We start from the raw sequence: 26108 nt of genomic DNA, 5'->3' as shown, positions 1-26108 counted from the left end.
TGCTTGCTGGTCAACTTCGCGAGTGCCGAACTAAGCTCGATGGTCAGGGGCCTTCCTCAGTCTGCGATGCGCAAACATCTGCCATCATCCTGGTTGCCGGAACAATATCGATGGCTTGCGGAGCAAATTCGGCCATTTCTCGGCTGGCATCTCGGTAGTTTCCTGTGCGTGACCGCGGGGAGCGTCCTGGGGCTTCTATCGCCGTTCGTTCTCAAGTGGCTCATCGATCAAGCGCTCCCCAAAAGGAATCTGGGGCTTCTCGCCGGTCTCGCTGTTGTGTTCTTTATCACTTACGAAGGCAGAACGCTGCTCACAAGCTGCGGGGCTTATCTCAACCTGAACGCTTCGCAGCGGCTGAACCTTGCATTGAGCATGAGAGTGCTCCGGCATCTTAATCTGCTCTCTGCGAGTTATTACGAGAGCACCGCCGTGGGCACGGCAATTTATCCGCTCAAACAGCCCGTCGAGGAAATCGCCTATTTCGGCTCAGACCTGCTTCCTGCGATACTGCGCTTGTTCTTGACGGGTGTCTTTACGCTGTTCGCGATGTTTATGTTGAGTCCGATGCTGACGGTCACTGTCCTTCCGCTCATTCCCGCCTTTTTAATTGCGCGGCTATATTTCCGGACGAGGTTGGGTTCGGATTCCGACGCGGTGCAATGCAGACGGCTTGTTTGGAGCACTTTCCTGGAAGAGCATCTTTCCGCCATTGTCCCGATCCAATTGCTCAGACAGCAACGACAGCAGGAGAGGAAGGCATTTCGCTTGCTGGCAAGTACCGCACGCTCCGAACAAAAACTCTTCAGGACCGGCATTCGCTTCACCGTATTTACGTCGCTGGCCGTAGTCCTGGCCATGACATGGGTAATCGGCTGCGGAGGATGGAGCGTCCTGTCTGGAACCCTGACTGTTGGAGGTCTGGTGGCATTCTACGGTTTCGTGACGCAGCTCTTTGAGCCTCTTAGTTCTGCCGCCGAACTATATGCGCGAGCGCAGAAAACATTCGCCAGTATGCGATACGTGCAGTCTGTGTTGGCCCTGCGTCCCGCTATTACGGATTCGCCCGGTGCGGCTGTGTTATCGCAAGAGCACACGTGGCAAGTCGATTTTCACAACGTTGAGTTTGGATATCAGAGACAGAAGAACATGCTCCGAATTCCGTCCCTCCGAATCTGTTCCGGAGAGCAGATCGCAATCGTCGGCGAGAACGGTGCTGGGAAAAGCACGCTGGTCAAGCTCCTTGCACGTGTCTATGATGCGGATTCCGGGTCAGTGTCCATTGGAGGCTGGGATGTGCGGAGTATCCAACTGGACAGCCTTCGCCGCTTCGTTGCCTATTTGCCGCGCGATCCGGTTCTGTTTGACGGAGCAATTGCTCGCAATCTGCGTTTTGTTAAACCATCGGCATCAGATGATGAGTTGTGGAGAGCCCTTGGCTGCACCGAATTATCTTCGTTTATTGCACAACTTCCCGATGGTATCGATCAGGGAATCGGGCCGGGAGGCTGCCAACTTTCAGGCGGCCAGCGCCAACGCCTGGCCATCGCGCGAACACTCCTCGCGAGGCCGCGAATAGTTGTTTTGGACGAAGCGACTTCATGCCTTGACCCACTCGCCGAAGAAACGGTGATTCGCAATCTACGACACGAGCTTCCCACCTCCACTCTCATTGTGATTTCACATCGCATTTCAACGGTATCGAATTTTGATCGAGTATTGGCGCTCGCCGATGGACAGATCCTGCATGACGGACGCGTTGGATCTTTCGGATTTAGATCCGGTACGGCTTCGACCTGTGACCGCTAACCAAGAGCCGCTCAGAAGAGAAACCCCTCCATCTATATTCTTAGGGAAGAGAAAGTCCCGGCTCTCTCAGCACCGACGCGTACTATGTGGTTGCGTTGAAGCACATCATGTAGAGAATGCGAACGTCGCTCGTTGTTTTAATCGCGAACAAAGCTATACATATTGTTGATCCATACCCAGATTCCTTCCCAGTCGGCGCATTCGCGAACAAACTTCACACCCTGTAGCTCTTCAGTCCACTTAAATGGCACATTGGCCCGTGGGAAAGCATCCGGCGCTAAAGGCTGAGCGAATCATGTATCGAGTTCCAGGCGGCGTTCGCAGCACACGAAATGATGATGGTGGGGTTTTGCTCGATCTCGAGCGGGGCAAGCTCCTTCGTTTAAATTCGACGGGTGCCTTGATTTTCGAATGGCTACGCGAAGGACAGAGCGAATCGCAGATTGCCACCAGGATCAGCGAAGACTGGGGAGTCTCACGAGAAACGGTCGAGAACGATCTTGTTAAGTTTCTAGGATTGTTGAAGCAGCAACACTTGCTTCTTTGAGAGCGGGTGGGAGAACCGTCGATGAGTCACTTATCGGAAGAATGCGACGACCGGGGCTTGAGCCTACCTGGCACGAATTGTGTGACCCACCCTGTGATCTTGTTGCGCCGGTCTGGATCGGAATTGTTGACATTCCGTCGAGGGCCACGATCAGAGCTTCCAAGAATCGTCCTTTCCGGGCGACAGCAAGTAGCCGAGAGTGTGAATCAGGACGTACGAAGTCAACTCGGAATCGCCGCCTATTCTCTGTTCACGATTAAGGTGCCGGCATCCGATCCGAGTCCTGGCACTTACGAGGTGATGGAGGCCAGGGAGGATGTCAGTTGCGCTCCCATGGACTGCGCATGGATGCCGGTCGAGCACATCGAAAGTGAAAACTTCAATGAAGAAGATTCCTCTGCGGTCTCAGCGGCTATTCGAGAGATGCGCTCCTATGCACGAGGGTGGGCGATCGGCCCATTTGGAAAGCCGGGTTGGTTGGAGGACCTCCTGTGTTGGGTGCAGAAGGAGATCGAGCCGCGTGGACTCCGGTTGAGTGGGGATCTTCGCCAGTTCAATCCCTGCCCAATGTGTGCGCTATTGCGAATGGAAACGAACGGTTCTGCTGTTTGGTTCAAGGCAGTGGACGAGACGAACGTGCGAGAGGTTTCAATTGCGACCGCACTGGCGCGAGAACTGCCTGTTTATGTTCCCAGCGTCATCGCAACGCATCCTTCTCTCCATGGCTGGCTTACGACAGAGTGCGAAGGCTTGACACTGAGCGAAATCGACAGTGCTAGTGCGTGGGAAGAGGCAGCAGAGGCAATTGCCAAGCTTCAAATTGAGTCTCGAGGAAAAATCGATGAACTCTTGAATGCAGGATGCAGGGATCTGAGGATCGAAGAACTGCTAAGACAAGCCGACGCCTTCATGGAGGTCATGGCGGAGCTGATGGAACGGCAGGAGAAGGTTTCTCCACCAGCGCTGACGAAGAAGGAAGTGATCGCGCTCGGAGCCAGCATCAAGCAAGCCATCACGGATTGGCCCAAACTCAACATTCCTGACGGACTGGGACATCTGGATATAAGTCCGCATAACATTATCGTCTCGCCGGATCGTTGCGTCTTTCTTGATTGGGGCGAAGCCTATGTGGGGCCTCCATTCCTCACGCTCGATTTTCTTCGCGGCCATTTCCGGCAGTCAGCGATCTCAGAAGGTGGCCTGGATTTCACGCTTGTAACGAGATACAGGAAGCAATGGGAATTCATACTCCCGGTCGCCGTGGTCACGGAAGGACTGGAAATCGCACAGCTTCTCGCTCCCTTCGCATATGCCCTTGGCATGGACCATTGGCGCGACCGTGAAAAGGTCTTCAGCTCCGAGAATGCGGGGTACTTCCGCAGCCTGATTCGCCGGATGCACCGCGAGAGCCGGAAGCTGCAAGAACGGAGACGCGCATGCCTCAACTCCTAGTCTGCCCGCCCCACTCTGTCGTCGAGCCCATAACAGATTTCCTGCACGGTGTAGCGGTAATGGATCCATATCGCTGGCTCGAAGACCAGGGCGCACCGCGCACTCGCGCATGGCTCTCGGAACAGAACCTTTATGCTCGTTCCTATCTGGATGCAGTTCCTGGCCGAGCGGCGATCCGTGAGCGTATCCGCAAGCTGTTGGATGTCGAGACATGCGACTCCATTCACATAGCTGTGAACAAATATGTCTTTCGCAAGCGAACGAGAGGCGAGGAACAACCCAGCATCTTTCTGCGTGATGGACCGAGCGGCGAAGACCGGCTCCTGCTTGATCCCAAGATGCGCGGAACGGGTCCAAATACGGCGGTTAGACCGCTTCTAATATCGCCAGATGGACGGCTGCTTCTGTATGAGGTCAAAGAGGGCGGAGAGAGAACCGGGACGTTTGAGATCCTCGATGTCCGCAGCCGCAAGACACTTCCCGATGTCCTTCCTCGCGGATTCCTGCGAGGTTTCGTTTTCGCGTCGGATGGCCGCGGTTTCTATTACGTACATGAGCAAGCGGAGTCGCGGAGACCATACTATCGAGCAGTCTTTCGGCATGTTTTTGGTATGGATTTCGAGACCGACGAGCAGATTTTCTTTGCTGGGGAAGGCGAGAAGATTCGGCTGCAGATGATCTCAGGGAAGCATCAGCTCGGCTTTCTGGTTTACAGATTTCTCGAAAAGATGTTCACAGACTTCTATTTGTGGCCGTTGGGTAGCAAAGATGCCCCGGAGCCGTTGGTCGAGAATGCCGAATACACGATTGGACCGATGTTATTGCAGGACGGGCGAATTCTGGCGATTACCAACCGTGACGCACCCAACCTCCGGATTGTCGAGATTCGTTCCCAACAGGGACGGCAGCCTGACTTTGTCGATGTGGTACCGGCGTGTGAGTCACGAATCCAGAGCTGGATTGCGACTCAGAATCGAATATTTGTTTCCTATATCCGAGAAGCCGCAACAGAAATAATCATCTTCGATTCGTACGGCAAACGACTTGGTCGATTACCGAATGAGAAATGCGACACGATTCGTCTCGCCGGCGGTTCCGCAGACAGAGATGAAGTGTTCTTTGAACGGGAGTCGTTCACTAAACCCATTGCAATCTATCGTTACTCCTGCCGGAACGGCAATCTGCAGCTGTGGGCAGATCGACGCATTCCATTCGACTCTCAACGTTACGGTCATACGCGCGTTTGGTTCAAGGCGAAGGACGGAACGCACATACCGATGTTTCTTGTGGGGCGGCAAGACGTTCTTGAATGTGGTTCGCATCCTGCGATCATGACCTCTTACGGCGGTTATGGCATTTCCATGACGCCGGAATTCAGCGTGTTCGTGGCCTTTCTCCTGGAGCTCGGCTGCCTGTTTGCGCTTCCGTGCATTCGTGGCGGTTCGGAATTTGGAAGCAAATGGCATGACGCCGCCAGGCGCCGGAACCGGCAAGTGGCATTCGACGATTTTCTATGCGCAGCGGAATGGCTGATTGAAACGCATCGCACCAAGCCTCGTAAGCTCGCGATATTCGGTGGCTCGAACTCGGGCCTCCTGGTCGGCGCGGCTATGACGCAACGCCCCGATCTGTTTCGCGCTGTGGTTTGCCTGGTCCCTCTGCTGGATATGCTCCGCTACCACCTATTTGATAACGCAGGTTTCTGGAAGGACGAACTGGGGACCTCGGAAGATGCGGATGACTTTGCGGTGCTTGCGAGCTACTCCCCATATCACCAGGTACGTGATGGCACATCTTATCCCGCAACCATAATCGTTTCCGGGGACACCGACCAAAACTGTAATCCTCTTCACGCCCGAAAGATGACCGCGCGTCTGCAAGCCGCGAATTCTTCCAGGTACCCAATACTGCTTGACTACCGTCATTCGCGCGGCCACTCGCCTGTACTGCCATTGAGTGAACGCATTGAAGCCCTCACGGACCGCATGGCGTTTCTTTGCGATCAGCTGGAGCTTCAGGTGAGAAAGGTGGACCGGCCGTGACGATGCTTCGGTTACGAGCGTACATGAAGCTGATTGAATTCGATCTCTATCTGGCACGAGGAGATTTCGCCTCTCTCTACAAAAAGGTGCGTGACTATCCACTCGGCAAGGGTGGAGCACTGGCACCCGATGTCGTCGAACGAATCTGTTCGGCAATTGACATTGCTTGCATTTGGTATTGGAAAGAGGCGCTCTGTCTGCAGCGATCCGCCGCCACTGCTTGTTTGCTCAAACGTTATGGCATACCTGCCCAGCTGGTCATTGGTACTCAGCAAGCTCCTCTCCGGGCACACGCATGGGTCGAAGTTGGCGGACAAGTGGTCAATGACAAACCGTATACGCCGGAAATATATACGGTTCTCGATAGGTGCTAGACATCGGGGCTCGGCGAGAGGGGCAACCCATGAGCGTCCAGTTTGGAAGATGGAATTTCGATGATGTACCGGCAGACGCCGACTACATGGAGACGATGCGATCACTCCTGTCTCCGTATGGTCCGGATGGCGAAGGTGCGTATTGCGTCCGGGGCATGAACATCCTTTATCGAGCTTTTCACGTCATCGGGGAGTCTCGGTTTGAAGTTCAGCCCTGCGTTTCGCAATCCGGATCTGTCATCACCTGGGATGGACGGCTCGATAATCGCAAGGAACTTGCTCATGAGTTGAGCGATGGGATTCTGAGGGATGCTGCTGACGTCTCGATTGTTGCGGCTGCCTTCGATCGCTGGGCTACGGATTGCTTCCAGAGGCTGAACGGGGACTGGGCTCTTTCTGTTTGGGATCCAAAAAGCCGGGAGGTCATCTTAGCGAAAGACTTTGTCGGGACGCGTCCACTTTATTACCGAGTCTCCGACAGCCATGTTGTCTGGAGTAGCCTCCTTGAGCCATTACTCACCTCCATCGGCGATGATCTCGCACTCGACGAAGAATACATCGCTGGTTGGCTATCAAGCTTTCCTGCCGCCGAATCGACTCCATACGCCGGCGTTCATTCTGTTCCACCCTCGTGCTTCGTCCGGCTGGGACGAGGAAGGTGTGAGCTTCACAGGTACTGGGATTTCAACCGCGCAAAGAAGATTCGCTATCGGAACGATGCCGAATATGAAGAGCATTTTCGATCAGCGGTCAGCGAATCCATTCGGCGCCGTCTGCGCTCCGATGCGCCGGTCCTTGCCGAGTTGAGCGGCGGTTTGGATTCTTCCTCCATCGTTTGCATGGCTGACGAGCTGATTGAGCGAGGATTAGCGGAAACTCCTCGGCTGGACACTCTTTCATACTTCAGCGACTCGGAACCGAATTGGGATGAACGGCCGTATTTCACCATAGTTGAAGAGAAGCGCGGCCGGACTGGATGCCATATCGACGCAGGCGCACAAAGGCCGTCACGGTTGCAGGAGAACGATGTCTGTTTTAGGCCGACGCCAGGAACAGTCGGGAGCGTGAACGAAGCATCCAGACATCTTGCAGCCTATATGGCCTCACAGGGCCATAGGGTCGTACTCTCAGGAATCGGTGGCGATGAAGTTACCGGGGGTGTACCAACGCCAATGCCGGAACTTGCTGATCTGCTAACGAGAGTTCACCTCGGAGCACTCGCTCATCAATTACGAAGTTGGGCGCTTCAGATGAGAAGGCCATGGTTCAGTCTGTTTTATGAGACCGTACAAGTCTTTCTCCCCCGGGTTCAAGCTCGCTCCCTTGAGCACGTGCAGCAGGCGAGTTGGCTCCACCCGGATTTTGTCAGCCGACATCGAGATGCATTGAGTGGTTACCAGCCGCGCCTATCGCTGACTGGTCCCCTGCCAAGTTTTCAAGAAAACATGAGTACCCTGAATTTGCTGCGGAGGCAACTGGGATGTCAGGAGCTTCCACGGTATCCGCTGTATGACAAGCGGTATCCGTACCTGGATCGGGACCTTCTCGAATTTCTATACGCAATTCCCCGGGAGCAGTTGGTTCGTCCGGGCCAACGCCGTTCCCTGATGCGACGCGCGCTTGTGGGGATTGTGCCGGACAACTTGCTTCAGCGTAAGAGGAAGGCGTACGTAACCCGACTACCGTCCGCGTCGCTCTCTGTGGGTTTTCGAAAGCTAATCGATTTGGATCAAGGCATGATCAGCGCAAGGTTGGGCTTCGTGGTTCAGAGCGAGCTGGTCGAGGCGGTTCAGAGAGCTAGCTGCGGGTTTGAGTCCCCACTCGTGCCGCTGATGCGAACCCTAGCGCTGGAAGGTTGGCTCCAGGACCTTGGACGGCGAGGCCTCATTCAAGAAAGCAAGGGGGAGAACGGTCGTAGGCAGATGGACGTAATCCGTATTTCTCCTCGAATGGCAAGCAAGAACGAATTCTCAGCTGAGGAGCATTCCAAGACGAAAGGAGGTGAAAACAATGACGTACACGAAACCGTGTATTGAGGAGTCAACGGAAGCGTTGGTCACGATTCAGCGGACGGCGAAAGGTTCGCAGGTTTTCGGCGACAGCATCGAACCAACCAATCCAAACCACTACCTGACCGCAATGGCATATGAAGCGGATGAGTAAACCACCAACCGGGGCGCTCACACTTCTTGTGGGCGCTCCGATCATTGTGCCCGGAAATCACCTATTGTCGGTGCCCATGTGGCGATTGAACCACGACAGCATTCGACGGCAATAGTCGGCCTGATTTGAGTATTTCCAGTACACAGCCGAATGGCCCTCACCTTCGTATTTTGCGTACTCGACCTCCTTTCCGAGACGACGAAGCGCTACAAACAGTTCATCCGCGAGAAACGGTGCTGTCGTCGTGTCCGCTGCTCCCTGCACGATTAATAGCGGTGTTTCAACTCTGTCGAGATAGAAGTACGGAGAATTCTCAATATAACGCTCGCGGTACTGCCATGGCGTTCCACCCATCCGCCCTTGTCCGTGTTCAAGTTCTGAAACTCCGAAGGCTGCGCCGGCTTTATCCATTTCTCCGTAAACGCCGATCAGATTTCCCGCGCCGTCGATTTCCACCGCGGCCTTGAACCGATTGGTTTGTGCAATCAATGCCAGAACGCTGTAGCCGCCATAGCTCTGCCCTATGACGCCGACCCTGTCCGGATCGGCGATACCAGTCTCCACGAGATGGTTGATCCCCGGCGATACGCACTTGGCGATGTTCGCCATCGGCGCTATAGGATCTTCTGGAATATCTGGGAACAGCACCGCATACCCTCGTGTTGCGAGTAGTTGCAGATTGAATGGTCCGGCGTCGGCCAGACCGAAGCGGTTCACAAACTCCGATCCGCGATCTCCGCTGTAAACCCATACGACCAAGGGGTAACGAACCCCCTTTCTGTATGTCGGCGGAAGTAGTAACGCACCTTTGAGAATGTGGCCATCAAGGCTGTGCCACTCAACTAATCTGGCTTCTCCCATTTTGTACTTGTCGAGCTGAGGATTGAGATGTGTCAGTCGCCAGACAGACCGAAAGTCGGCATTAGCCATCCATAAGTCTCTGTCATGAGTGGCATCCTCGGCGAAGTAAGCAAACCTGCTCCCGCCGGATACCGCATAGACATGATCGTCCGCGTTCATGAAGTTGTAGCAGCGGCCATCTTCCTGCAATCTGGTGCTTTCGCCAGTTATCACGTTCATCCTGTAGAAGCCGGACTGCTTCGCCGAGCTGTCATAAGTAAGGACGACGATGGAGCCAGGTTTCGGAGACCACACCTGCTCGTGGCCGCCGGCAACGATTTCCATAACACGGCGGTCCTTAATCCTCGGAAGCGCCTGAGCAGGCTTACCATCCCGCACTTTCCATACCGCGCCGTCTCGAATGAAGTAGATGGACTCTCCAGTCGCATCCCACAGTGGCGCTCGTTGCTTTTCACGACCGGGAGGCGATTCGAAGTGCGAGAGGTTTTTCGAGCCTGCTTCATTCAGATCGACAACATAGCAGTCTCCTCTTTCGTTATGTTCAATGGGGCCTCCGGTCAGGAACGCCAGTCTGGAACTGTCGGGCGACCATGAAAAAGGAGATCCGTCATATTCGAGGCGAATCTCCGAGGCCAGGGATTGAATTTCCCCAGTCGCCACAGAGACAACGGAGAGGGACCAGAGTATCTGCTGCGAACCCGCCTTTTCGAAACGAATCGGGCTGCTAAATGCGATGCGCGAGGCGTCGGGAGATATTGCGTACGTTCCGAGTCGTTGGTCGTGTGTGAGCCTCCGTATCTTACCGGTTTCAATTTCAACGATTGCAAGATCACTGCGATACACATCCAGGTTCCATGGTGCGGATATAGTTCCTGCGCTTGTCGTTGAGGACGTTGCATTCGAGCGATATACCCTGACAGTCGATTCTTGCCAGTTCGTCCCAATCTCCGTTTCAGATGGTGATTCCCTCGGAGTTACAGGGGAGGTGCTCTCCGGAGCAAGAGTGACCAATATCTCTCGACCGTTCAGCCATTGAAGTTCCGTCGCTCGGATGTAAACGTCGGAGACCTTTTTAAGGTCTCCGGTGGATCGCTGCCATAGCCATAGCTTGGCAACACCACTGCCGTCTCTGTCGGAAAGAAATGCAAGGTAATGCCCATCGGGCGACCACGCTGGAGACCCGTTGTTTCCTTTGGCGCCAGTCAGATTTTTTGTGTCGCCGGTGTGGATGTTGACCGCATAAAGGTCGGAATCCTTCGAATAGGCAAAGATCGAAGTCTGCTTTGTATCGCTTGAGGAGGCCTCCGACCGCCTGCTCCTATCTTTGACCGCATAGACCAGCCATTCTTGATCTGGTGACCAGACTGGGATCGTGAGCTGACCAAATTCCCGGCTCGAAAGGACGTCCTCAATTGCCAGTGGCTCGGTGCTCTGCGCGGCTGCGCAAAACGGCGAGAATACGCAGGCAAAAGACACGAGTAGCGTTGTAATCCCTGTAGAGATTCTCACAGCAACCACCTCACGCAGGCATGGGACCCAACTGTCAGAACGTGAGCTTCAATGACAACTGCAGAGAACGGGGGCCTCCCTGTTGGAAGAGTGGGTTGAGCCCTCCCAAGCCCTGATTGAGCATGTTTGTCGATTGAAGAAATGGCTCCCCGAACTCGACATACGCTGCCGGATTCGTGAAATTCGGATGGTTGAACACGTTGAATGCGTCGGCGCGGAACTGGAGATTGAAACGGTTCGAAAGGGAAAACTTTCGGCCAATTGTCAGGTCCACTTGAGTCAAACCGAATCCTGGTATGTCGTTGCGGCCCTCATTGCCTTGGCGCGGTGTCGAAGGCACGCTGAATGCAGCGGGGTTGAGCACCTTTCCGCCTGGGGCTCCCGACTGGGCAATCCACAACGGTTGACCGGGAACACGATCGGGCCGGGATGTGGCAAACAGACCCGGGTCTGGCGATCCGATAATTACGGTTCCATTGAACGGAAAGCCACTACGGGCCACGATGACCGTATCGACAGACCAGTTTCTGGTTAGCAGATTGACAGGTCCAGATTTGGCCGCGGGTGGTACGTCGTATGTCAGTGCGCCTGAGAAACTGTGTCGGGCGTCGAAATCGGATGATCCGTAGTCACTGGCAGCGGATATGACATTGCTCGGCAGTGCAGCGATGACATCGTTCGAAGCGTTATCCAGTGAGTGTGACCATGTGTAGTTCAGAATTGCCTGGAGTCCTGCCGATACCGGCCTGCGGTACTGCACCTGGAGGGCGTTGTAGTTGGACCACGCAGAGTTGTTCGTCAACAAAAAGTCCCCAGTGATATTTGTATTCGGAGCATACAGGGCCGACTGTCGGAGCAGGTCACGTCCAACCTGTCCGACGTAAGCGGCCGAGATTGCCTGCCGTTCACCAAACGATTTCTCCAGCGTGACGTTCCATTGATAGGACCGCGGAAGCTTCAGGTTCGGATCGAAACCGCTTATGAGGCCCTGGTACGGGGGCTGTAAGGAGATTGTCGGCAGATAGGGCTGAACATCCCCCATTGGGAGCCCAACGGAAGCAGTGTAGACGTTGGCTGAATTAGGAAAAGAGTAGCCAAGATTCGATGCCGAGCCTAATCCCAGATCGTAGAAACTGCCCACGCCCCCGCGCAGCACAAAGTCGCCTTTCTCACTCAGCTTGTAGGACACTCCGAGACGGGGGGCGAAGTTGGCATGCCTGGTGCTCCACAAAGACGAACCGACGGGCGCCAGGCTGATGGTCGATGGATCAGTCACATTGCGCCATCCCGTTACGGTGGTTGATCCGCGTGGTGATGGTGCGGGACTAAGTTCCCATCGCAGTCCGTAGGTGACTACCAGTCGCGGAGTCGCTTGCCAAACATCCTGGCCGTAGAGCGACAGAGACTGTGCAAGGAACCTGGATGGAAGAAACTCGGAAACTGACAATGAGGCCTGCCCGGTGGTGAGCAGAGACTGGACGCTGCTGGCGCTCGCGTTGACGATGTAATGTGCGGGGTTTTCATTCAGGAAGATGGCCCTGTAGTCTCCTCCGAACTTCAGTTGGTGTAACCCAACGGTGATTGCCAGGTCGTCCGCAAGATTTACCTGTCTCGTTCTATTGTTCCCATCTGGGCCAACATAGAATGATGCCGTCGTGTCGAGGGTTCCAAAGTGGACGAGAACATCCGACGCTTGAAGTGGAGCCGCAATCAGGTTGGGATCTAGCGCTGTCGCACCGTAAGTCTGGTGCGACCCCGTGCTGTATGCCAGGCCTGACGACTGGGTTGAAAAGTTTGCCCGCAGATTGTTAAGTATTCGGCTGCTGAACGTCATGTTCGAATTCACGGTCAGCGTTTTTGTGTTGACCGTCGTCAGGAACAGAGAACTAGCGCCGCCCAAAGGCGTCGCGAATTGGGAAGGTGCATCGTTATATCGTCCAAAAATCGAAAAGCGGTCGTTGAATTTATGATCGATTCGTATGCTTCCGGCGTCCAGGGTTGCGCTGTTGGAGTACCCTCCCGTGAATTGAGCCGTGTACCCATTTGCTGATATCGAGCCATTCGGGTCCGAGAATGCGTTCAGAAATGGGGCGAGTTCCGCAGGAGCAGAAGCTCGCGCACTTTCGGATGGCACCTGCTTTGTCTGTGTATTTGGCAGCCTTAGCCGGGCACCTTCATACGAAGCGAAGAAGAATGTATTGCGACGAAGTATAGGACCGCCAAGAAAACCGCCGAAGTCGTTGTGCCGCTCTGGCGGTCGCGGTTGATGTGCTTGATTTGCAAACCAGTCGTTCGCGTCCATCACGTCATTTCGGAAGTACTCAAAGAGTCCGCCATGAAACTCGTTGGTCCCGGAGCGGGTAGTCAGAACCACTTGTCCGCCCGGAGTGCGGCCAAACTCAGGGGCGAATGAGGATGTCTCTATCCTGAATTCCTGCAATGCGTCCACGGAAACCAAGCTGCTGGTGCCTCCGATGGCGCTGAACGCCTGCGAGGTTCCCGCGCCGGTTCCGTTCAGTCCGAGGTATGGACTGACTCCGAAGTTAGCCGACGCCCCGTCAACGATGAAGTTGTTGGAGGTTGCTCGTTGACCGGATATCGAATATTGCCCGGAAGCGGAACTGGAAGGCGCGATGACTACGCCCGGCGTCAACTGCAGAAGCGTGTTGAAGCTGCGACCATTGAGCGGAAGATTCTCCACAAACTGCCTGTCAATGACGGTTCCAACAGAAGCAGACTCCGTCTTGACCAGCGGTGCCCCACCCTGCACCGTAACAGTTTCTGAGAACGCTCCTACCGGCAAAGTGAAGTTGATTGCCAGAGCGTCCTGAACATTAAGGACGATATCGGGCTTGATTAGCGTCTTGAATCCGACCTTCGCAACCTGAATGCGATATGCACCTGGCGGGAGATTCGGCACGGCGTAAATGCCTTCGCTGTTCGTTGTGCCTGGGTATCTTACGCCCGTTGCGTCATTCACAATTTGAATGTCGGCGTGGGCGATGGCTGCTCCAGAAGGATCCAGCACAATACCGCTGATCGTTCCATTCGGTGATTGCGCAAACGCTGCGGTTCCAACAAGGACACACAAAAGCAGCAATCGAACTGAGTGAGGCAGTTGCACAAGTAGGCTCCTTAGTCGCCCGGATTTGTGTTTCGTCATCCGGTTTACGGAAGCGCCTGTCCAATATTTATCAATGATTCTCGCATGGCCGTACGTCTGACGACTCGCACAAGGTGGGTGCGAGTGTCTAGGCGCTATTGGCTTTTATCTTTGCAAGAAAGCCGCAGAGATATCAGAGTTTGCTTTTCGGAAATGCATTCAGGAAATAGAGAGGCCTTTCGCCATTATGCGAAAGCGCAGGTTTGGATCATCAGTTTGCTTCCACCTTCCAACAGCTCTGCACCGCAGCTTCTGACCAAATCTTAAACTGCCGACCGAAGAGCTCTAGGTAACACGTCAGGAATGATGCTGCATGCTTGAAGACGTTGCCGACATCGCCCTCTTCCGCTCGTTGCGACCAAACTAGCCCATCGGGACGACGCTGGAGAAATCGGTCAGCCAAATGCACGTCAACGTGAGTGAATGACGAGAGCTCAGTGTAGAAGATGTCGTATGCTTCGAGGTGATCAACCGCAGCGGCCATCTGGCGGAGCGATACTCCCGACCAGTTTCGCCAAACCGACGTTCTTCCAGCTTTTCCCGTGCAACTAAATTGAGAAGCAACGGAATCGAACTTCTCTAAAACGTCGGACTCACGGGGTTCCCAGCGGTGTTGCCAAAGAAGGGCCATTGCTTCACGCCACAGTGGATCTTTGCTATCTCTATGCGCCAGACATGTTTCCATTTGACGTTTGTTGAGAACAGCCCCGAAGTTGATGTATTGCCGGGTACGGTCCACCGGCGCTTGGGACACGTAATGGGCGGTTACATCTGCCTCAAACATCGTTCGCGTGATGGCATAACCGACAGTCACCGGAAACCATGCGGTACCGACCGAGCCGCCGACTCGCAGAAGAGTCTCTGCAGCAGAAAGATTGTGAAGGAGGAAACACACCATGAGAGAGGTGTATTCCACGCCAGCCGGGTGAAACGGGACTCTGTCTGCGTGACCTTTTCCGAAATCAAGTAAACGCCGCACTACCTCTTGATGTTGCTCAGCTGTAAGGAATAGCAAGGGCCGTCTCCTTAGCGACTTCCGACCGCACTTGACGCACACAAACCAGCTCTATCGGTCCGTGAGGTCACAATCCGTTTCAAGGTCCTTGATGTAGCACTCAAGATTACTGGATATTTTTTCAAAAACCGCAGGCAGAATTGGTTCGATCTCCCGAAACTTGGTCGTAGCAACTATTTCCACACCGTGGTAGTGGCGGAGGTAACCAGCAATGTCCTTGCGATCTTGGGGCGTCAGGAAGTCAAAGGGGTCACGATTCGGGTAGTCATGAAACGCCGAAAGATGGATGAAGCCACAGCCGAAGGCGTAGACATTCCTAGTCCAGCCATGCAGTTTGCTTGATAAGTCAACCATGTTCCTGTCGGTGATTTTGCCCTTGCCATCTTCGGTACGCCAGGGCTTGCCGCTAATTGAGTCCAGGAGCAACCGCTTGCGGTATTCCCTTTCGGCGATTGACAGAAGGAAGATACAGCGAACCATGGAATCCAGCTCTTGCCGCAGAATTGCCATGATATTGCCGGTCAAAGCGTTGTGGTGCAGAAGAGCAAGTGCTTCCTTATTCTCCCGAGACCTGTTTCGGACCTGCCTGCAAAATACTTCGAGTCCAGCATCGCCAATGAGTGAGCTCTTCGACATACTACTGCTGAGTATATTAGCGCCTCTGCTGTTTTGATTGGTCATCGGGTAGAGTCCCAGAATTCCTCCCGGGCGACGGGCTACGCGGTAGCAATCTCCTTTGTTACTTAGGAGCGCTTTTAGCCCGGCGCTCGTCCGGCGAAAGGTCGAGCTGCGGTTCCTAAGGGTGGTTGGGATCGATACGCAGATAAGCGAAGAGGAGTTGTTTGCCGCTTGGCAGGTGACTGCCGCCGTTTGGCTCAACTGTCACAAAGACAGCATCGATTTGTGCCAGCGTCTTGGGGTCATTCGACTTGAGTACCCAGCGCTTCTTGGTCGCGTTGTCCTGGTAGAAGATGCCAAGATTGAGCGCTTGCTTGCGATCTGGCCCGCGGCGTCCCCATGCCTGGAATGTACTGGCATTCTTGATGTCACTTTGCTGGTCAAGATCGTAGGCATAGAAGATGAGCGATTTCCCCCGTGTGTAAAAAACTCTCCCATACGGCTTTTGCGTCGCTCCTGTGCCAGCGACGTCATAGACTTCGGCGATATAGAGGTCCCGTGCACCAATCAGATCCCGAATGTCACGGTCGTGTGCTAGCAGTTCCTGTTGGTGATCGATCTCCTGGTCACGGTCGTGAATGGCACGTGTCAATTCGTTAACTTTCGCTTCCAAGGCTGTAGCGCGCGATCCGTCCTGAGAAGCCTGACGAGTCACCGAATCGAGTCTCTGCTCGAAAGCCTGCGATTTGACTTGTGCGGCCTCAAGTTGTTGCGCCAGCGTGGCCCGTTCTTGTGCGAGGTGGTCTTTGCTCGCATCATCAATGCGCAGGTCACTCTCCAATTGCGCTTGTGCGGTTTTCAGGCGAGTCACTTCAGCCACCTGCTGGTCCAGCCGCCGCCGGAGTTCGGCAATCGTCTTGTCACGCTCCAAGCTCTCGGTGTGCGCCAGTTCGCGCTCATGCCCGGCATCACTCAACTGTTGTTCGAGAGAGGCTTCGGATTTCTGCGGAGGAGCTGGCACAGCAGGGGAACGCTGCGCGCCGCGATGCATTCCAATCTCGTAGACACAAAATCCAAGGCCGATGGTCAGCAAGATTCCAGCGGCATATTGAAGCCAAACATGCCGCCAGATTGCTTCTCCCGCATTGGCGTGAGGTATGCGAGGAAAATCCGGGTGGTCGGTTGCGGGTGCGCGGCTGTCATCAATGCGGGCCGACTGTCTTTCTTCTTGCTCCAAGCGTGCGAAGAAGGCTGCCTCGGCATTCTTTTCAGACCAGTTGGGATCGTGTTGGAGGCCTTCAGGGAAGTCTTTGGGAGCCAATGCGGGAATCACGCTACCGACAGCCTGTTCGTACTGCCGCATGGCATCCCGGCAGGAGGCACAAGTTGCCAAATGCCTCTCTAGCCGCGCCCTATCTCTTTCGCTCAACGTGCCCGAGGTCGCAACTGCACAGAGCTCAAGGAACTCGTCATGGGATTCGCTATGCGACAATGCCCCGGCTCCTAGTTTGGAGCTACGTTTTACCATATTACTCAATCGACCCGCAATTTCATTGAGAGCATTTGCTTGCGCACTTTCTCGAGACCCCGGTAATAGTGATTTCTGACGTTTCCTGCTGACTGGCCGAGGTGTTCGGCAATCTCGTCAATCGAAAAGCCTTGGAAGAAATAGAGCTGCATTGTCGTCCACTGATCCTGGGAGAGTGATTTCTCGATCCTTTCCAGCGCGGACCTTCCCAATACTCCCTCCATCGATTGGTCGTAAGGGAGGATGTCCGCGCGCGGATCGGGGACCTCCATCGCAGGGCCATCAATGTCCACCTGCGTATAGAAGTGGCGCGAAGAGAGATAGCGACGGCGATCGATCGCCCGATGGTAGGTGATCTGCACGATCCAGGAGCGAGCCGAACCTTTCGAGCTGTCGAACATCTCGCACTTCCGGTTGATAAAGAGAAAGATTTCTTGAAGCAGGTCGTCTGCTTCCGACACGTCACGCAAGATACGGTTGGCGACTGTGCGGACCAGACATGCATATCGCCGGAAGAGTTGCGCGAGTGCCTCCCTGTCGCCGCCGCAAACTCGTGCGATCAAGACTTCGTCCGAGTTCACAGTGGAGCGCGAGGTGGGCTGAGCAACAAGCTTCGTGATGTCCGACGTCGAGATCGATTCTCCAAGGATCTGCGGTCTACCTTCGTCCATTGACGACTGCCGAGCATCTTCTATTTCCGCGCAGCTTCTCTCTATATCGCTTCCCAGGACACGAAGAAAATAGCGGACAGCCTCCGAGCTCATGCTGCCTCCAGCTTGATCTGCACACTTCGGACGATTGGAATCTGTCCTGAGCAAATGTTGGTTATGATCCGTTGGCTTATAACCATCAGATCGCAAACAATTGTGCCGAGATGGTAAAGCGGCGCAGACAAGTTCAGCCTCGATCCGGACCTGAGAAGGCGCTTGGGGACGCCTTGCGAAAAATCCGCAAGAGCCGAGGACTGTCCCAAATGGACTTGTATATGGAGAGCGGGATTGACAGAACGTACATAAGCGCTGTGGAACGCGGAGTCCAGAGTCCAACCATCAGAATGATTGTCCGGTTTGCTCAATGCTTGAACGTGCGGCCGTCTGAACTAGTACGCCGCATGGAGCAATCCAGGCTGTACACGGCGTAACTTGCCGCGTCAGTAGCAAATTGATCGGCACATCATACCTTAACCGTCTTATTTATCAACAATAAAATACCGATTGCGTACTTTGTTTCGGCTCACTGTCCCTCTAAGGTCAGTCGAGATGAGTTCAGATGGAGCGAAATTGTTTCGGGAACGTCTCCGCGCGCTTCGTGAGGCCAAAGGGTTGAGTCAGGGCCAACTGGAGGAGAAGATCGGGCGAGAGGCGAACTACATCACGAGAGTCGAAACAGGCCGCATCGATTCGCCTCCACTGGATGTCATTGCTGCTATCGCTCGTGAATTGGGAGTGTCAATGAGCGACCTCTTCTTCTTTGAAGGCACTGACGACACTCCTGAGGCAATCCGTGAGAAGATTCATCGTCTCATCGAAACCGATGACATTAAGCGACTCCGCACATACTACCGGCTAATGCTTGTGTCCGACGAAAGGTAATCCGCGATGTTTCAAGGGCGCAACTGTCCTCCTTCCCGTTAGTTAGGCGCCACAAAAGTCAGCGTTATTCAGATTCTCGAAATCCACCTTTGATTCTTCGCGTATTTGCCACTGTGCTAGGGCACAGTCCCTTTGCAGCCAGGCAGTTCTATACACTCCCTTGTTCCAAGAGTCATTCCGGCCTAGTCTTGACGTTACGGAACATCAGCAGGTAATATCCGGCCCCGAACGGTGATAGAAATCTCGAATGGCTGACAGCGATCCTCTGTCGCAAGAGTAAATCGTGCACTCACCTCTGTCCTGCGTCCTATGGAGCAAGTGAACTCTCATCGCCGCGAACCTCTTCCGCGTCAAACACCTAATCTCGGCTGGAGAATAACCTCATTTCTGGCTTCCGGCGCGGCGATCATTCTGCTCGCACTCATTTATGCGGCGAAGATGCACAAATTGGAAACATTTGTGGCGCTCCTGGCCGCGTCATCCTTGGTGTTCTGTGTCTTGATTCTTCTACACGCACGGTTCCTGTACTTGGCACGGCAGCAGCAGCGGCAGACCACGGCAGCCCTTGATGAAACCGAGCGCGAGTTTCAATCCATCTTTGAAAATGCACTAGATGCAATTTTGATTCTCGATGACCGAGGCATCAGTGTGGACGCGAATCCTGCGGCTCAACAATTGCTTGGCACTGTGCAATCCGAGCTGGTCGGCCAACCGCTGGCAACCTTCTTCAAGGACGCTGCGGAGTTCGGCGATTTTTGGGAAGATCTGAGGAAACAAAAGCGCGATCAAGGGTACGCCGAACTCATGCGACGGGACGGATCAGGATCATTCGTAGAATTCACGGCAAAAGCGGACTTCCTGCCCGGCAAGCATGTGATGATTCTTCGAGATATCACGCGGCGGCGGCAGGCAGAAGAAGAGGTTAAAAAGAACTTGGCAATGGCTCGGTCTGCCTGGTCGGAAGCCGATGCCATGCGCAGAGCAACCCTTGCTATGACGCAGGATCTTCGGATGGATTTTGTCCTGGATACGCTGCTTCAGTCTCTGCGACAGTTAGTGCCTTATGAAGCCGCCCAGGTCCTGCTTGTCGAGGCGGATTTACGGCTGTTTCTGGGGCGAGAAGCGGTGCCGGAGGATGACTCAGAACTAGGCCTGAAATGTCCGATGACACTGGATGCGGCAGACTATCCGATCATGCAGCAGGTTTTGACAACTCAGGATGGCGTCCTGCTTCTTGATACTCAGAAAACATCGGAATGGCGACCTATTGAGGGACATACGGAGATAAGGTCTTGGCTAGCCGTGCCCCTGATTGCGTCCCAGCGAAACCTCGGGATACTTTCTCTCGTACATACAGAGCCAAACAGTTTCACGCACGAACACCTCAGACTCGCCAAGTCAATCGCGATTCCAGCGGCCGTTGCAATTCAGAATGCCCGGCTTTACGAGCGCGCCGAGATCTACGGCGAAGAACTTGAGCGGAGCCTGTCTGATCTCCGCAAAGCAAAACAAGCACTCGAGCAATCCGAAGAGCATCGCAGAGCTTCCGAGGATCGCTTCCAAAAAGTCTTCCGATCGAGCCCAATCGCGTTTTCCGTGACCACGCTTGCAGATGGTCGATATGTCGATGTGAATGAGGCCTTCGAGCGTCGGTACGGCTACACGCGCACCGAATTGCTGGGTCGAACCTCACCTGAGATTGGGATTTGGAATGATCCCACAGAACGCACTCGGTTGGTGGAACAGGTGCGGCACGGAATAGCGGTCCGAAACGCCGTGACAAGACTTCGGACAAAATCGGGCGAGCTGATTGCCACGGCATATTCGGCGGATTGTATTGAGCTAGACGGGCAAACATGCCTTCTGGTCGTTTCAGAAGATGTCATACAGTCTGGCCCACAACAGTACAACTAAGCCTGGACCAACCACTTGTCCTCGCATCTCGAAAACCATTCAGTTCTGCCCGTAATCCCGGCCACGTCTAAGAAAAAGCAGCGGCGATTCGCAAGATTGGGCAAAATACAGCTCCTCTCGCCTCTGGAGAGGACGTGGGCGGTCCGCATACTTTCACTGTCAGTGCCGACAGTCTCTTCGTGAGTTCTGTTGGTTAAACGGCCGAAGCACGACTTCACCAGACCCATGGAGTGTTTGTCATGGTGGATTTCGGGTTCATGCAAGCACAGGTGTACGTCGCGATTGTCGCCGAAGAAGGCAGCTTTTCGAGGGCCGCTCGACGCCTGCATACCTCCCAGTCATTTGTGACAAAGAGGATTTCAAATCTGGAACGCACTCTCGGCGCCAGGCTCTTCGGGCGGTCCACGCGGCGACTGGAATTGACTGAAGCGGGAAGAATGCTGCTACCGGAGGTGCAACTTGCACTCCGACACTCTGAGCGAGCATGGGAACTGGCTCGATATTCGGCGCGAATCGCCACCGGTCCAATTCGTGTTGGGTATTCTCCATACATCAATGGCGCGCTTGTGCCTCTGCTCTACGAATTGAATCTCTCGGAACTTGAAGTGCAGCGCACTGATACCGCGGGTCTCCCACAAGCGCGGCCAGAGTTAGCGAGCAGCAACACTCCAGACCTGGTCGAGCAAGTCCTACGAGGACAACTTCAGGTGGGACTGGGCATTCAGCCAGTCCAAGACCTGGATCTTTGGGTGAAGCCGGTCGCACGGGAAGCATTTTGCATTTGCGTTCCGAAGAACCATGGATTTGCGCAACGAACTTCGATTGCGGTGCGTGATCTGGACGGGCAGTCGCTCTTCTGGTTCCCTCGAAAACTACATTCTGCGTTTCATGATCATACCGTTGAATATGTCCAAAGCACGGGGGCACATCCGGTCTTGCATGAAATAGGTTCCACGATCCAGGCGCTCGACGCGGTGGCTCGTGGCCTCGGTCTCGCTTTGTTTCCGAGTGGAGCGTCGCGCCTGACTCGCGCGGGAGTTGTGTTTAAACCGATCACAGATCGCTTCCTGCAGATTGAAACTTCGATATTTGCTCGGCGAGATCTGCTGCGTGGTGGCCTTCAGGACTTTGTGATGTTCCTGGCGTCGCGTCTGCAAAGTCCGAAGTTGATTCTTCGCTGAGAATTGTTAGCATCTGGCGGGTACAGGCCGGAAGAATTCAACAAACAGACTTTCCCTGAGTAAGTGATTGCAGAGCATTCACCGATCATTAATTGGTAACTACTGGAGGCCGATCAGTCGGGGTCCTTCGCCGACCAGCGCTAATTCTGCCTATCTCCGACAAATGTGTGCAAGTGATGTGCCTGATTCCGGGACAAACAAAGCATTCCTTGCTGGGCGAAGAACTCCAACTATGAAAGTACTTGTGCTTCATTCTGACTGCATTATGATGTCACAATGAACCGTCGAGAGAACAATGGCTCATCCAAGCGGCGGCAAATCTTAACGAGGGTGCCGGTTACCATCCGTTTGCCTGAAAATCTAGTCAAGCAGATAGACCAAGATCTGGATCAAAGAGACGTCCCTCTGTCTCGGAACAACTGGTTGCTTGAGGCCGCAATCGAAAAATTGCGGAAGGGCAGCGCCGGAGGTTCACATGGCACGAAGTGATCTCCTCGTCTCTCTAGTCAAGGCTGGAACTAGCGGTGATGCGCGCGTATTTCGCACCACTGCTGAAGCCATAATCGCCGAGGAGCGTGCCAAGCGCCACAGTGTTCTAGCTGATCGCCTCACGAAAGCGATCCAGGTTAACGGCAACGGGATTCACGCACTCTCGGCGGTGGTGGACACGGCCAATCGCGGGAGGGATTTCATCTCCGAGATCACGCCTCAACGGCGCATGGAAGAACTGATTCTGCCAAGCGCAACGCGGCAAGCCATCGGAGAGCTAATCGAGGAACAGCAGCGCGCCGACGTGTTGCGGGCACATAGCCTGGAACCCCGACACCGCGTGCTGCTCGTTGGCGAGCCGGGCACCGGCAAGACGACGCTCGCTGAGGCGATTGCTGAGTCTGTCGCGGTTCCGCTTTTTGTGGTTCGCTACGAAGCCATGATCGGCAGCTACCTGGGAGAAACGGCGGCTCGGTTAAAGCGAATTTTCGATTACGCCCGCACAACACCATGCGTTTTGTTCTTTGACGAGTTTGATGCCATCGGCAAAGAGCGAGGCGACACCCATGAAACTGGTGAAATCAAGCGCGTTGTCACATCACTCCTTATGCAGATTGACGAACTGCCCAGCTACACAATCGTTGCTGCCGCTACAAACCACCCCGAATTGCTCGATCGAGCGGCCTGGCGGCGCTTTCAGTTGCGCCTGGATCTCCCGTTGCCAACGCAAAAGGCACTTGCCGCATATATCGGCAGCTTTGCCGAAAAGTTCGGAGAACCGCTCAATTATTCTCCCAGCATAATTGCGAAAACACTCGGCCTCATAAGCTATGCGGAGGCTGAAGAGTTCTGTCTCGATATGCGGCGGCGACAAATACTCGCGATGGGACAAACGAGTTTGAAGATTATCGTCGCTGAGCAACTGAAAATCTGGAAGTCTCAGGCGCGAAGGACGCTGCTACCACGACAGAGGAGCCGTAATGCCTGAGCGTCCGCTGCTGGTCCTGCCGACGCCTCTTAGGGTCGATCCCCCAAAGGGCGGCGGCGGCGGGAGTAATCTGCGATTCCCGTCGAGGGACAGGCAGACAAATCAATTCGGTCCCGTGTTCACCAGGCTGCGCAACGTTCTCGGCAGACAGTCCGGACCAATTGAGCTGCGAAACGATCCCACCAGCCTTGCGCCTGATCGCGTTATCGTTTTTGAAATCGCCGGCACGATCGATAACTTTCTGAAAGCTCTTGCCCGCATTGACGGACTGGAGTTCATGGCGGAGTACGAGACGGATTTTACCCCAGATGAGAACTTCGCCGTCGTCGACGGTCGCAAAGGAAAAGAGGGACAGGATCGCACCGACAAGAGCGTCTCTGGACGCTTCTATTTAGCGATGCCTGACACCCAGGCCTTGAATGAGCTTGTGAGGCTTTGGGAGCGCTGGGTCGCGGGCCGCAAGCTCGGTACCGGCTATGCTCCCTTCGCTCACCTCTTCCTGCAGCTTCGTGATCTCCGGCCTTGGAGCGCGCAGGATCGCATTCCAGAAGAGACGGTCTCATATTGGCGCGAAGAGACGGCTCGCAACCCTAATCAACCAGTCCGTACTGAGGTCGAACTATGGTTTCGAAATACTGAAGCCCGCCGCCGAACTGCCTCACAGACGCTCGCAAACATAGTGGCAGCGGCGAACGGGCGGGTTGTTCACGAAGCTATCATTCCCGAGATCGCCTATCACGGCGCTTTGGTCGATATTCCTGCAGCCGAAGTTCAAAATCTTGTCGATCATGGCGCTGTTAACCTTGCGCTCGCCGATGATGTGATGTTTCTCCGGCCCCAAAGTACCCTCGCAGCACCAATGGAGATTGAGGCCGCCGCTGACGGGGCAGCCAATCCTCAAGTGGCGCAGGCGGCAGCGGCGCAACCAATAGCAGCTCTCCTCGACGGTGTTCCGGTGCAGGCGCACTCATTGCTGGACGGTCGCCTCATCCTCGACGACCCCGATGATCTGCAAAATCGCGCTATCGTCAGGCATCGTCTCCATGGCACGGCTATGGCGTCGCTCATTCTCCACGGAGATCGAAACGCCGCTGGTGTGCCGATGCAACGTCCTTTATACGTGCGGCCCGTGCTGATCACCGACGAAAATGGTTACGAGCACACGGACAAGGAACGGCTGGTTATCGACACGGTTTATCGTGCCATCGTGCGCATCAAGGGGTCTGAAGGCCAGGAAGCAGCGGCGCCTTCAGTATTTCTCGTCAATCTTTCATTGGGAGATGTCCGCCGTCCGTTCACGAGAATGGTCAGCCCTCTGGCCCGATTGCTCGACTTCCTCTCAGATCGTTACAACATTCTTTTTTTAGTGAGCGGCGGAAACGTCCAAACTCCCCTGGCGATACCGGACTTCCAAGACTGGACACCATTTACGCAGGCTCAGCCCGAAGCAAGAGAACGTGCGGTCCTCAAGGCACTGAACGCTGCCAAGCATGAGCGAACCATATTATCCCCCGCAGAATCACTGAATGCCGTCACAATTGGCGCCCAGCACCATGACGATCTTATTCAGCGTCAGGGGGGACAAAATGCCGTTGATCCTTTTCAGGACAACGCCCTCCCGAATATCAGCTCTGGCCTAGGATTGGGGTACCGTAGGATGATCAAGCCGGACATCTACTTGCCCGGAGGACGCGAGTTCGTCCGAATGAAAAGGACCGGCAACGGCCTTGAAGTCTCAGTCGGTGCTCCGCAACGCCTCTACGGATTGAAGGCCGCCGCACCTGACCCTTCGGGCCAAGGTCGACTGGACTATACAGCACTTAGCGACGGGACGAGTTCAGCTACTGCTCTTGGCACGCGGGCTGCTCACCAAATTTTCGATGCGCTGATGGATCGGGAAGGCGGTTCAATGCTCGCGGACATCGAGCCGGAGTTTTATGCTGTGCTCGTAAAGTGTCTCCTCCTGCATAGCGCCAGGTGGAACGGGAACGATGAGCTACTCAAAGAAATATGCGGGCCGGAGGATAAAAGGAGGCACGTTGAAAGAGCGGAAAATGCCTGCCGATTTATCGGTTTTGGCGTGCCGACTATTGCCGAAGTGATCGAGTGTTCTGAAAACAGAGCGACCCTTGCTGGCTTTGGCACCCTGCCACCGGACAGCGCGTACCGTTACCGTATTCCCTTGCCAGCCTGTCTCGAACGGGTAACTGATCCACGGTCGCTGACGGTTACGGTTGCATGGTTTTCACCCATCAGGGCTGGCCACCAGAGTTACCGATGCGTCCGACTAGAGGCAGCGCCGGTGCAAAAGCCGCTTGTGGTGCTTGGCGTGGAACGCTGGAGCAGTCAACCAGCTGACCAATCCGTGAAGCGCGGCAGCGTATTCCACGAACGATTCGAGGGCGCCGCAGCGGTCCCATTCATCGATGATGGGCACCTCACATTACAGGTCTGGTGCAAAGAAGATGCTGGGCTTATTGAAGGCGAACTGATCCGATACGCAGTTGCCGTGACCCTTCAAGCCGGAACACCGATTCCAGTCTACGACCAGATTCAACAACGGTTACGCGTTCGGCCCCAGCCTCGCGGATAGCACTATTGAAGTTAGAGTTTTCTAGCTAAATTTCTCTGGCCCGCTACGTCAAGACGGGAAGAGCGATTTATCTTTTTCGCCCCTTACCCGACTTCCACTCAGAAGACTCGCGCTCGTCAAGGACACGAGTGATGCGTTTCTGTCAGCCGAAAGATCCGATCCGCTGCTCTACAGTGTAGGTCGATGTGCCAAGACTGTGTGAGAGACGCCTTACGATCCAATTGCGGAACCATCACAATCCCGTCTAAAAGTCAGAAGCAGGCAGACACTTGA

Annotated in this window: 19 protein-coding genes; 13 read left to right on the top strand and 6 right to left on the bottom strand. The window is 54.7% G+C overall.

Going from position 1 to position 26108, the window contains the following annotated elements:
• The first annotated feature begins 66 nt into the window (after window positions 1–66).
• The 7 genes from ROO76_15175 (at window position 67) to ROO76_15145 (ending at window position 8384) form a co-directional block, all read left to right on the top strand.
• Complete coding sequence (locus ROO76_15175) at window positions 67–1806, top strand: ABC transporter ATP-binding protein (protein ID MDT8069504.1); 1740 nt, start codon at window positions 67–69, stop codon at window positions 1804–1806.
• Window positions 1807–2101: 295 nt separating this feature from the next.
• Window positions 2102–2353, top strand: coding sequence for a PqqD family protein (locus ROO76_15170; protein MDT8069503.1), 252 nt, complete (start codon window positions 2102–2104; stop codon window positions 2351–2353).
• A gap of 201 nt (window positions 2354–2554) precedes the next feature.
• Window positions 2555–3805: a phosphotransferase gene (locus ROO76_15165; GenBank protein MDT8069502.1), complete on the top strand. Its 1251-nt coding sequence runs from the start codon at window positions 2555–2557 to the stop codon at window positions 3803–3805.
• A complete protein-coding gene (locus ROO76_15160) occupies window positions 3790–5847 on the top strand; it encodes a prolyl oligopeptidase family serine peptidase (protein ID MDT8069501.1) in 2058 nt (685 codons plus the stop codon). The genes ROO76_15165 and ROO76_15160 overlap by 16 nt, the downstream gene beginning before the upstream one ends.
• Window positions 5848–5849: 2 nt before the next feature.
• Window positions 5850–6221 carry a lasso peptide biosynthesis B2 protein gene (locus ROO76_15155; protein MDT8069500.1) on the top strand — a complete coding sequence of 124 codons (372 nt, stop codon included), beginning with the start codon at window positions 5850–5852 and terminating at the stop codon, window positions 6219–6221.
• Window positions 6222–6250: 29 nt separating this feature from the next.
• Complete coding sequence (locus tag ROO76_15150) at window positions 6251–8257, top strand: asparagine synthase-related protein (GenBank protein ID MDT8069499.1); 2007 nt, start codon at window positions 6251–6253, stop codon at window positions 8255–8257.
• A complete protein-coding gene (locus tag ROO76_15145; GenBank protein MDT8069498.1) occupies window positions 8232–8384 on the top strand; it encodes a hypothetical protein in 153 nt (50 codons plus the stop codon). The genes ROO76_15150 and ROO76_15145 overlap by 26 nt, the downstream gene beginning before the upstream one ends.
• Window positions 8385–8441: 57 nt before the next feature.
• Here the strand turns inward: ROO76_15145 and ROO76_15140 are convergent, their stop codons facing one another.
• From ROO76_15140 to ROO76_15115, 6 genes are all read right to left on the bottom strand, one after another.
• The gene (locus ROO76_15140; GenBank protein MDT8069497.1) at window positions 8442–10754 is read right to left on the bottom strand and encodes a prolyl oligopeptidase family serine peptidase; all 2313 of its coding nucleotides are present in this window, start codon (window positions 10752–10754) and stop codon (window positions 8442–8444) included.
• Window positions 10755–10788: 34 nt separating this feature from the next.
• Window positions 10789–13878: a carboxypeptidase regulatory-like domain-containing protein gene (locus ROO76_15135; GenBank protein ID MDT8069496.1), complete on the bottom strand. Its 3090-nt coding sequence runs from the start codon at window positions 13876–13878 to the stop codon at window positions 10789–10791.
• 250 nt (window positions 13879–14128) lie between these two features.
• Window positions 14129–14932: a DUF5677 domain-containing protein gene (locus tag ROO76_15130; protein ID MDT8069495.1), complete on the bottom strand. Its 804-nt coding sequence runs from the start codon at window positions 14930–14932 to the stop codon at window positions 14129–14131.
• A 51-nt stretch (window positions 14933–14983) separates the two neighbouring features.
• The gene (locus tag ROO76_15125) at window positions 14984–15568 is read right to left on the bottom strand and encodes a hypothetical protein (protein ID MDT8069494.1); all 585 of its coding nucleotides are present in this window, start codon (window positions 15566–15568) and stop codon (window positions 14984–14986) included.
• 160 nt (window positions 15569–15728) lie between these two features.
• Window positions 15729–17078, bottom strand: coding sequence for a zf-HC2 domain-containing protein (locus ROO76_15120; protein MDT8069493.1), 1350 nt, complete (start codon window positions 17076–17078; stop codon window positions 15729–15731).
• Window positions 17079–17083: 5 nt separating this feature from the next.
• Window positions 17084–17842 carry a sigma-70 family RNA polymerase sigma factor gene (locus ROO76_15115; GenBank protein ID MDT8069492.1) on the bottom strand — a complete coding sequence of 253 codons (759 nt, stop codon included), beginning with the start codon at window positions 17840–17842 and terminating at the stop codon, window positions 17084–17086.
• Window positions 17843–17952: 110 nt separating this feature from the next.
• On the opposite strand from ROO76_15115, the gene ROO76_15110 reads away from it, so the two are divergent.
• The 6 genes from ROO76_15110 (at window position 17953) to ROO76_15085 (ending at window position 25835) form a co-directional block, all read left to right on the top strand.
• Window positions 17953–18219: a helix-turn-helix transcriptional regulator gene (locus ROO76_15110; protein ID MDT8069491.1), complete on the top strand. Its 267-nt coding sequence runs from the start codon at window positions 17953–17955 to the stop codon at window positions 18217–18219.
• Between the two features lie 139 nt (window positions 18220–18358).
• Entirely contained in the window at window positions 18359–18670 is a 312-nt protein-coding gene (locus ROO76_15105; GenBank protein ID MDT8069490.1) for a helix-turn-helix transcriptional regulator, read from the top strand.
• Between the two features lie 318 nt (window positions 18671–18988).
• The gene (locus ROO76_15100) at window positions 18989–20584 is read left to right on the top strand and encodes a PAS domain S-box protein (protein MDT8069489.1); all 1596 of its coding nucleotides are present in this window, start codon (window positions 18989–18991) and stop codon (window positions 20582–20584) included.
• 239 nt (window positions 20585–20823) lie between these two features.
• Entirely contained in the window at window positions 20824–21765 is a 942-nt protein-coding gene (locus ROO76_15095; GenBank protein MDT8069488.1) for a LysR substrate-binding domain-containing protein, read from the top strand.
• A gap of 475 nt (window positions 21766–22240) precedes the next feature.
• Window positions 22241–23242 (top strand): ATP-binding protein, encoded by a 1002-nt coding sequence (locus tag ROO76_15090; GenBank protein ID MDT8069487.1) that lies wholly within the window; start codon window positions 22241–22243, stop codon window positions 23240–23242.
• Window positions 23235–25835, top strand: a complete 2601-nt coding sequence (locus ROO76_15085; protein ID MDT8069486.1) for a S8 family peptidase — start codon at window positions 23235–23237, stop codon at window positions 25833–25835. The genes ROO76_15090 and ROO76_15085 overlap by 8 nt, the downstream gene beginning before the upstream one ends.
• Window positions 25836–26108: the final 273 nt, after the last annotated feature.

It is taken from the genome of Terriglobia bacterium, assembly GCA_032252755.1.
Classification (GTDB): Bacteria; Acidobacteriota; Terriglobia; order Terriglobales; family Acidobacteriaceae; genus JAVUPY01.
This window is presented reverse-complemented; position numbering and strand designations above follow the sequence as displayed.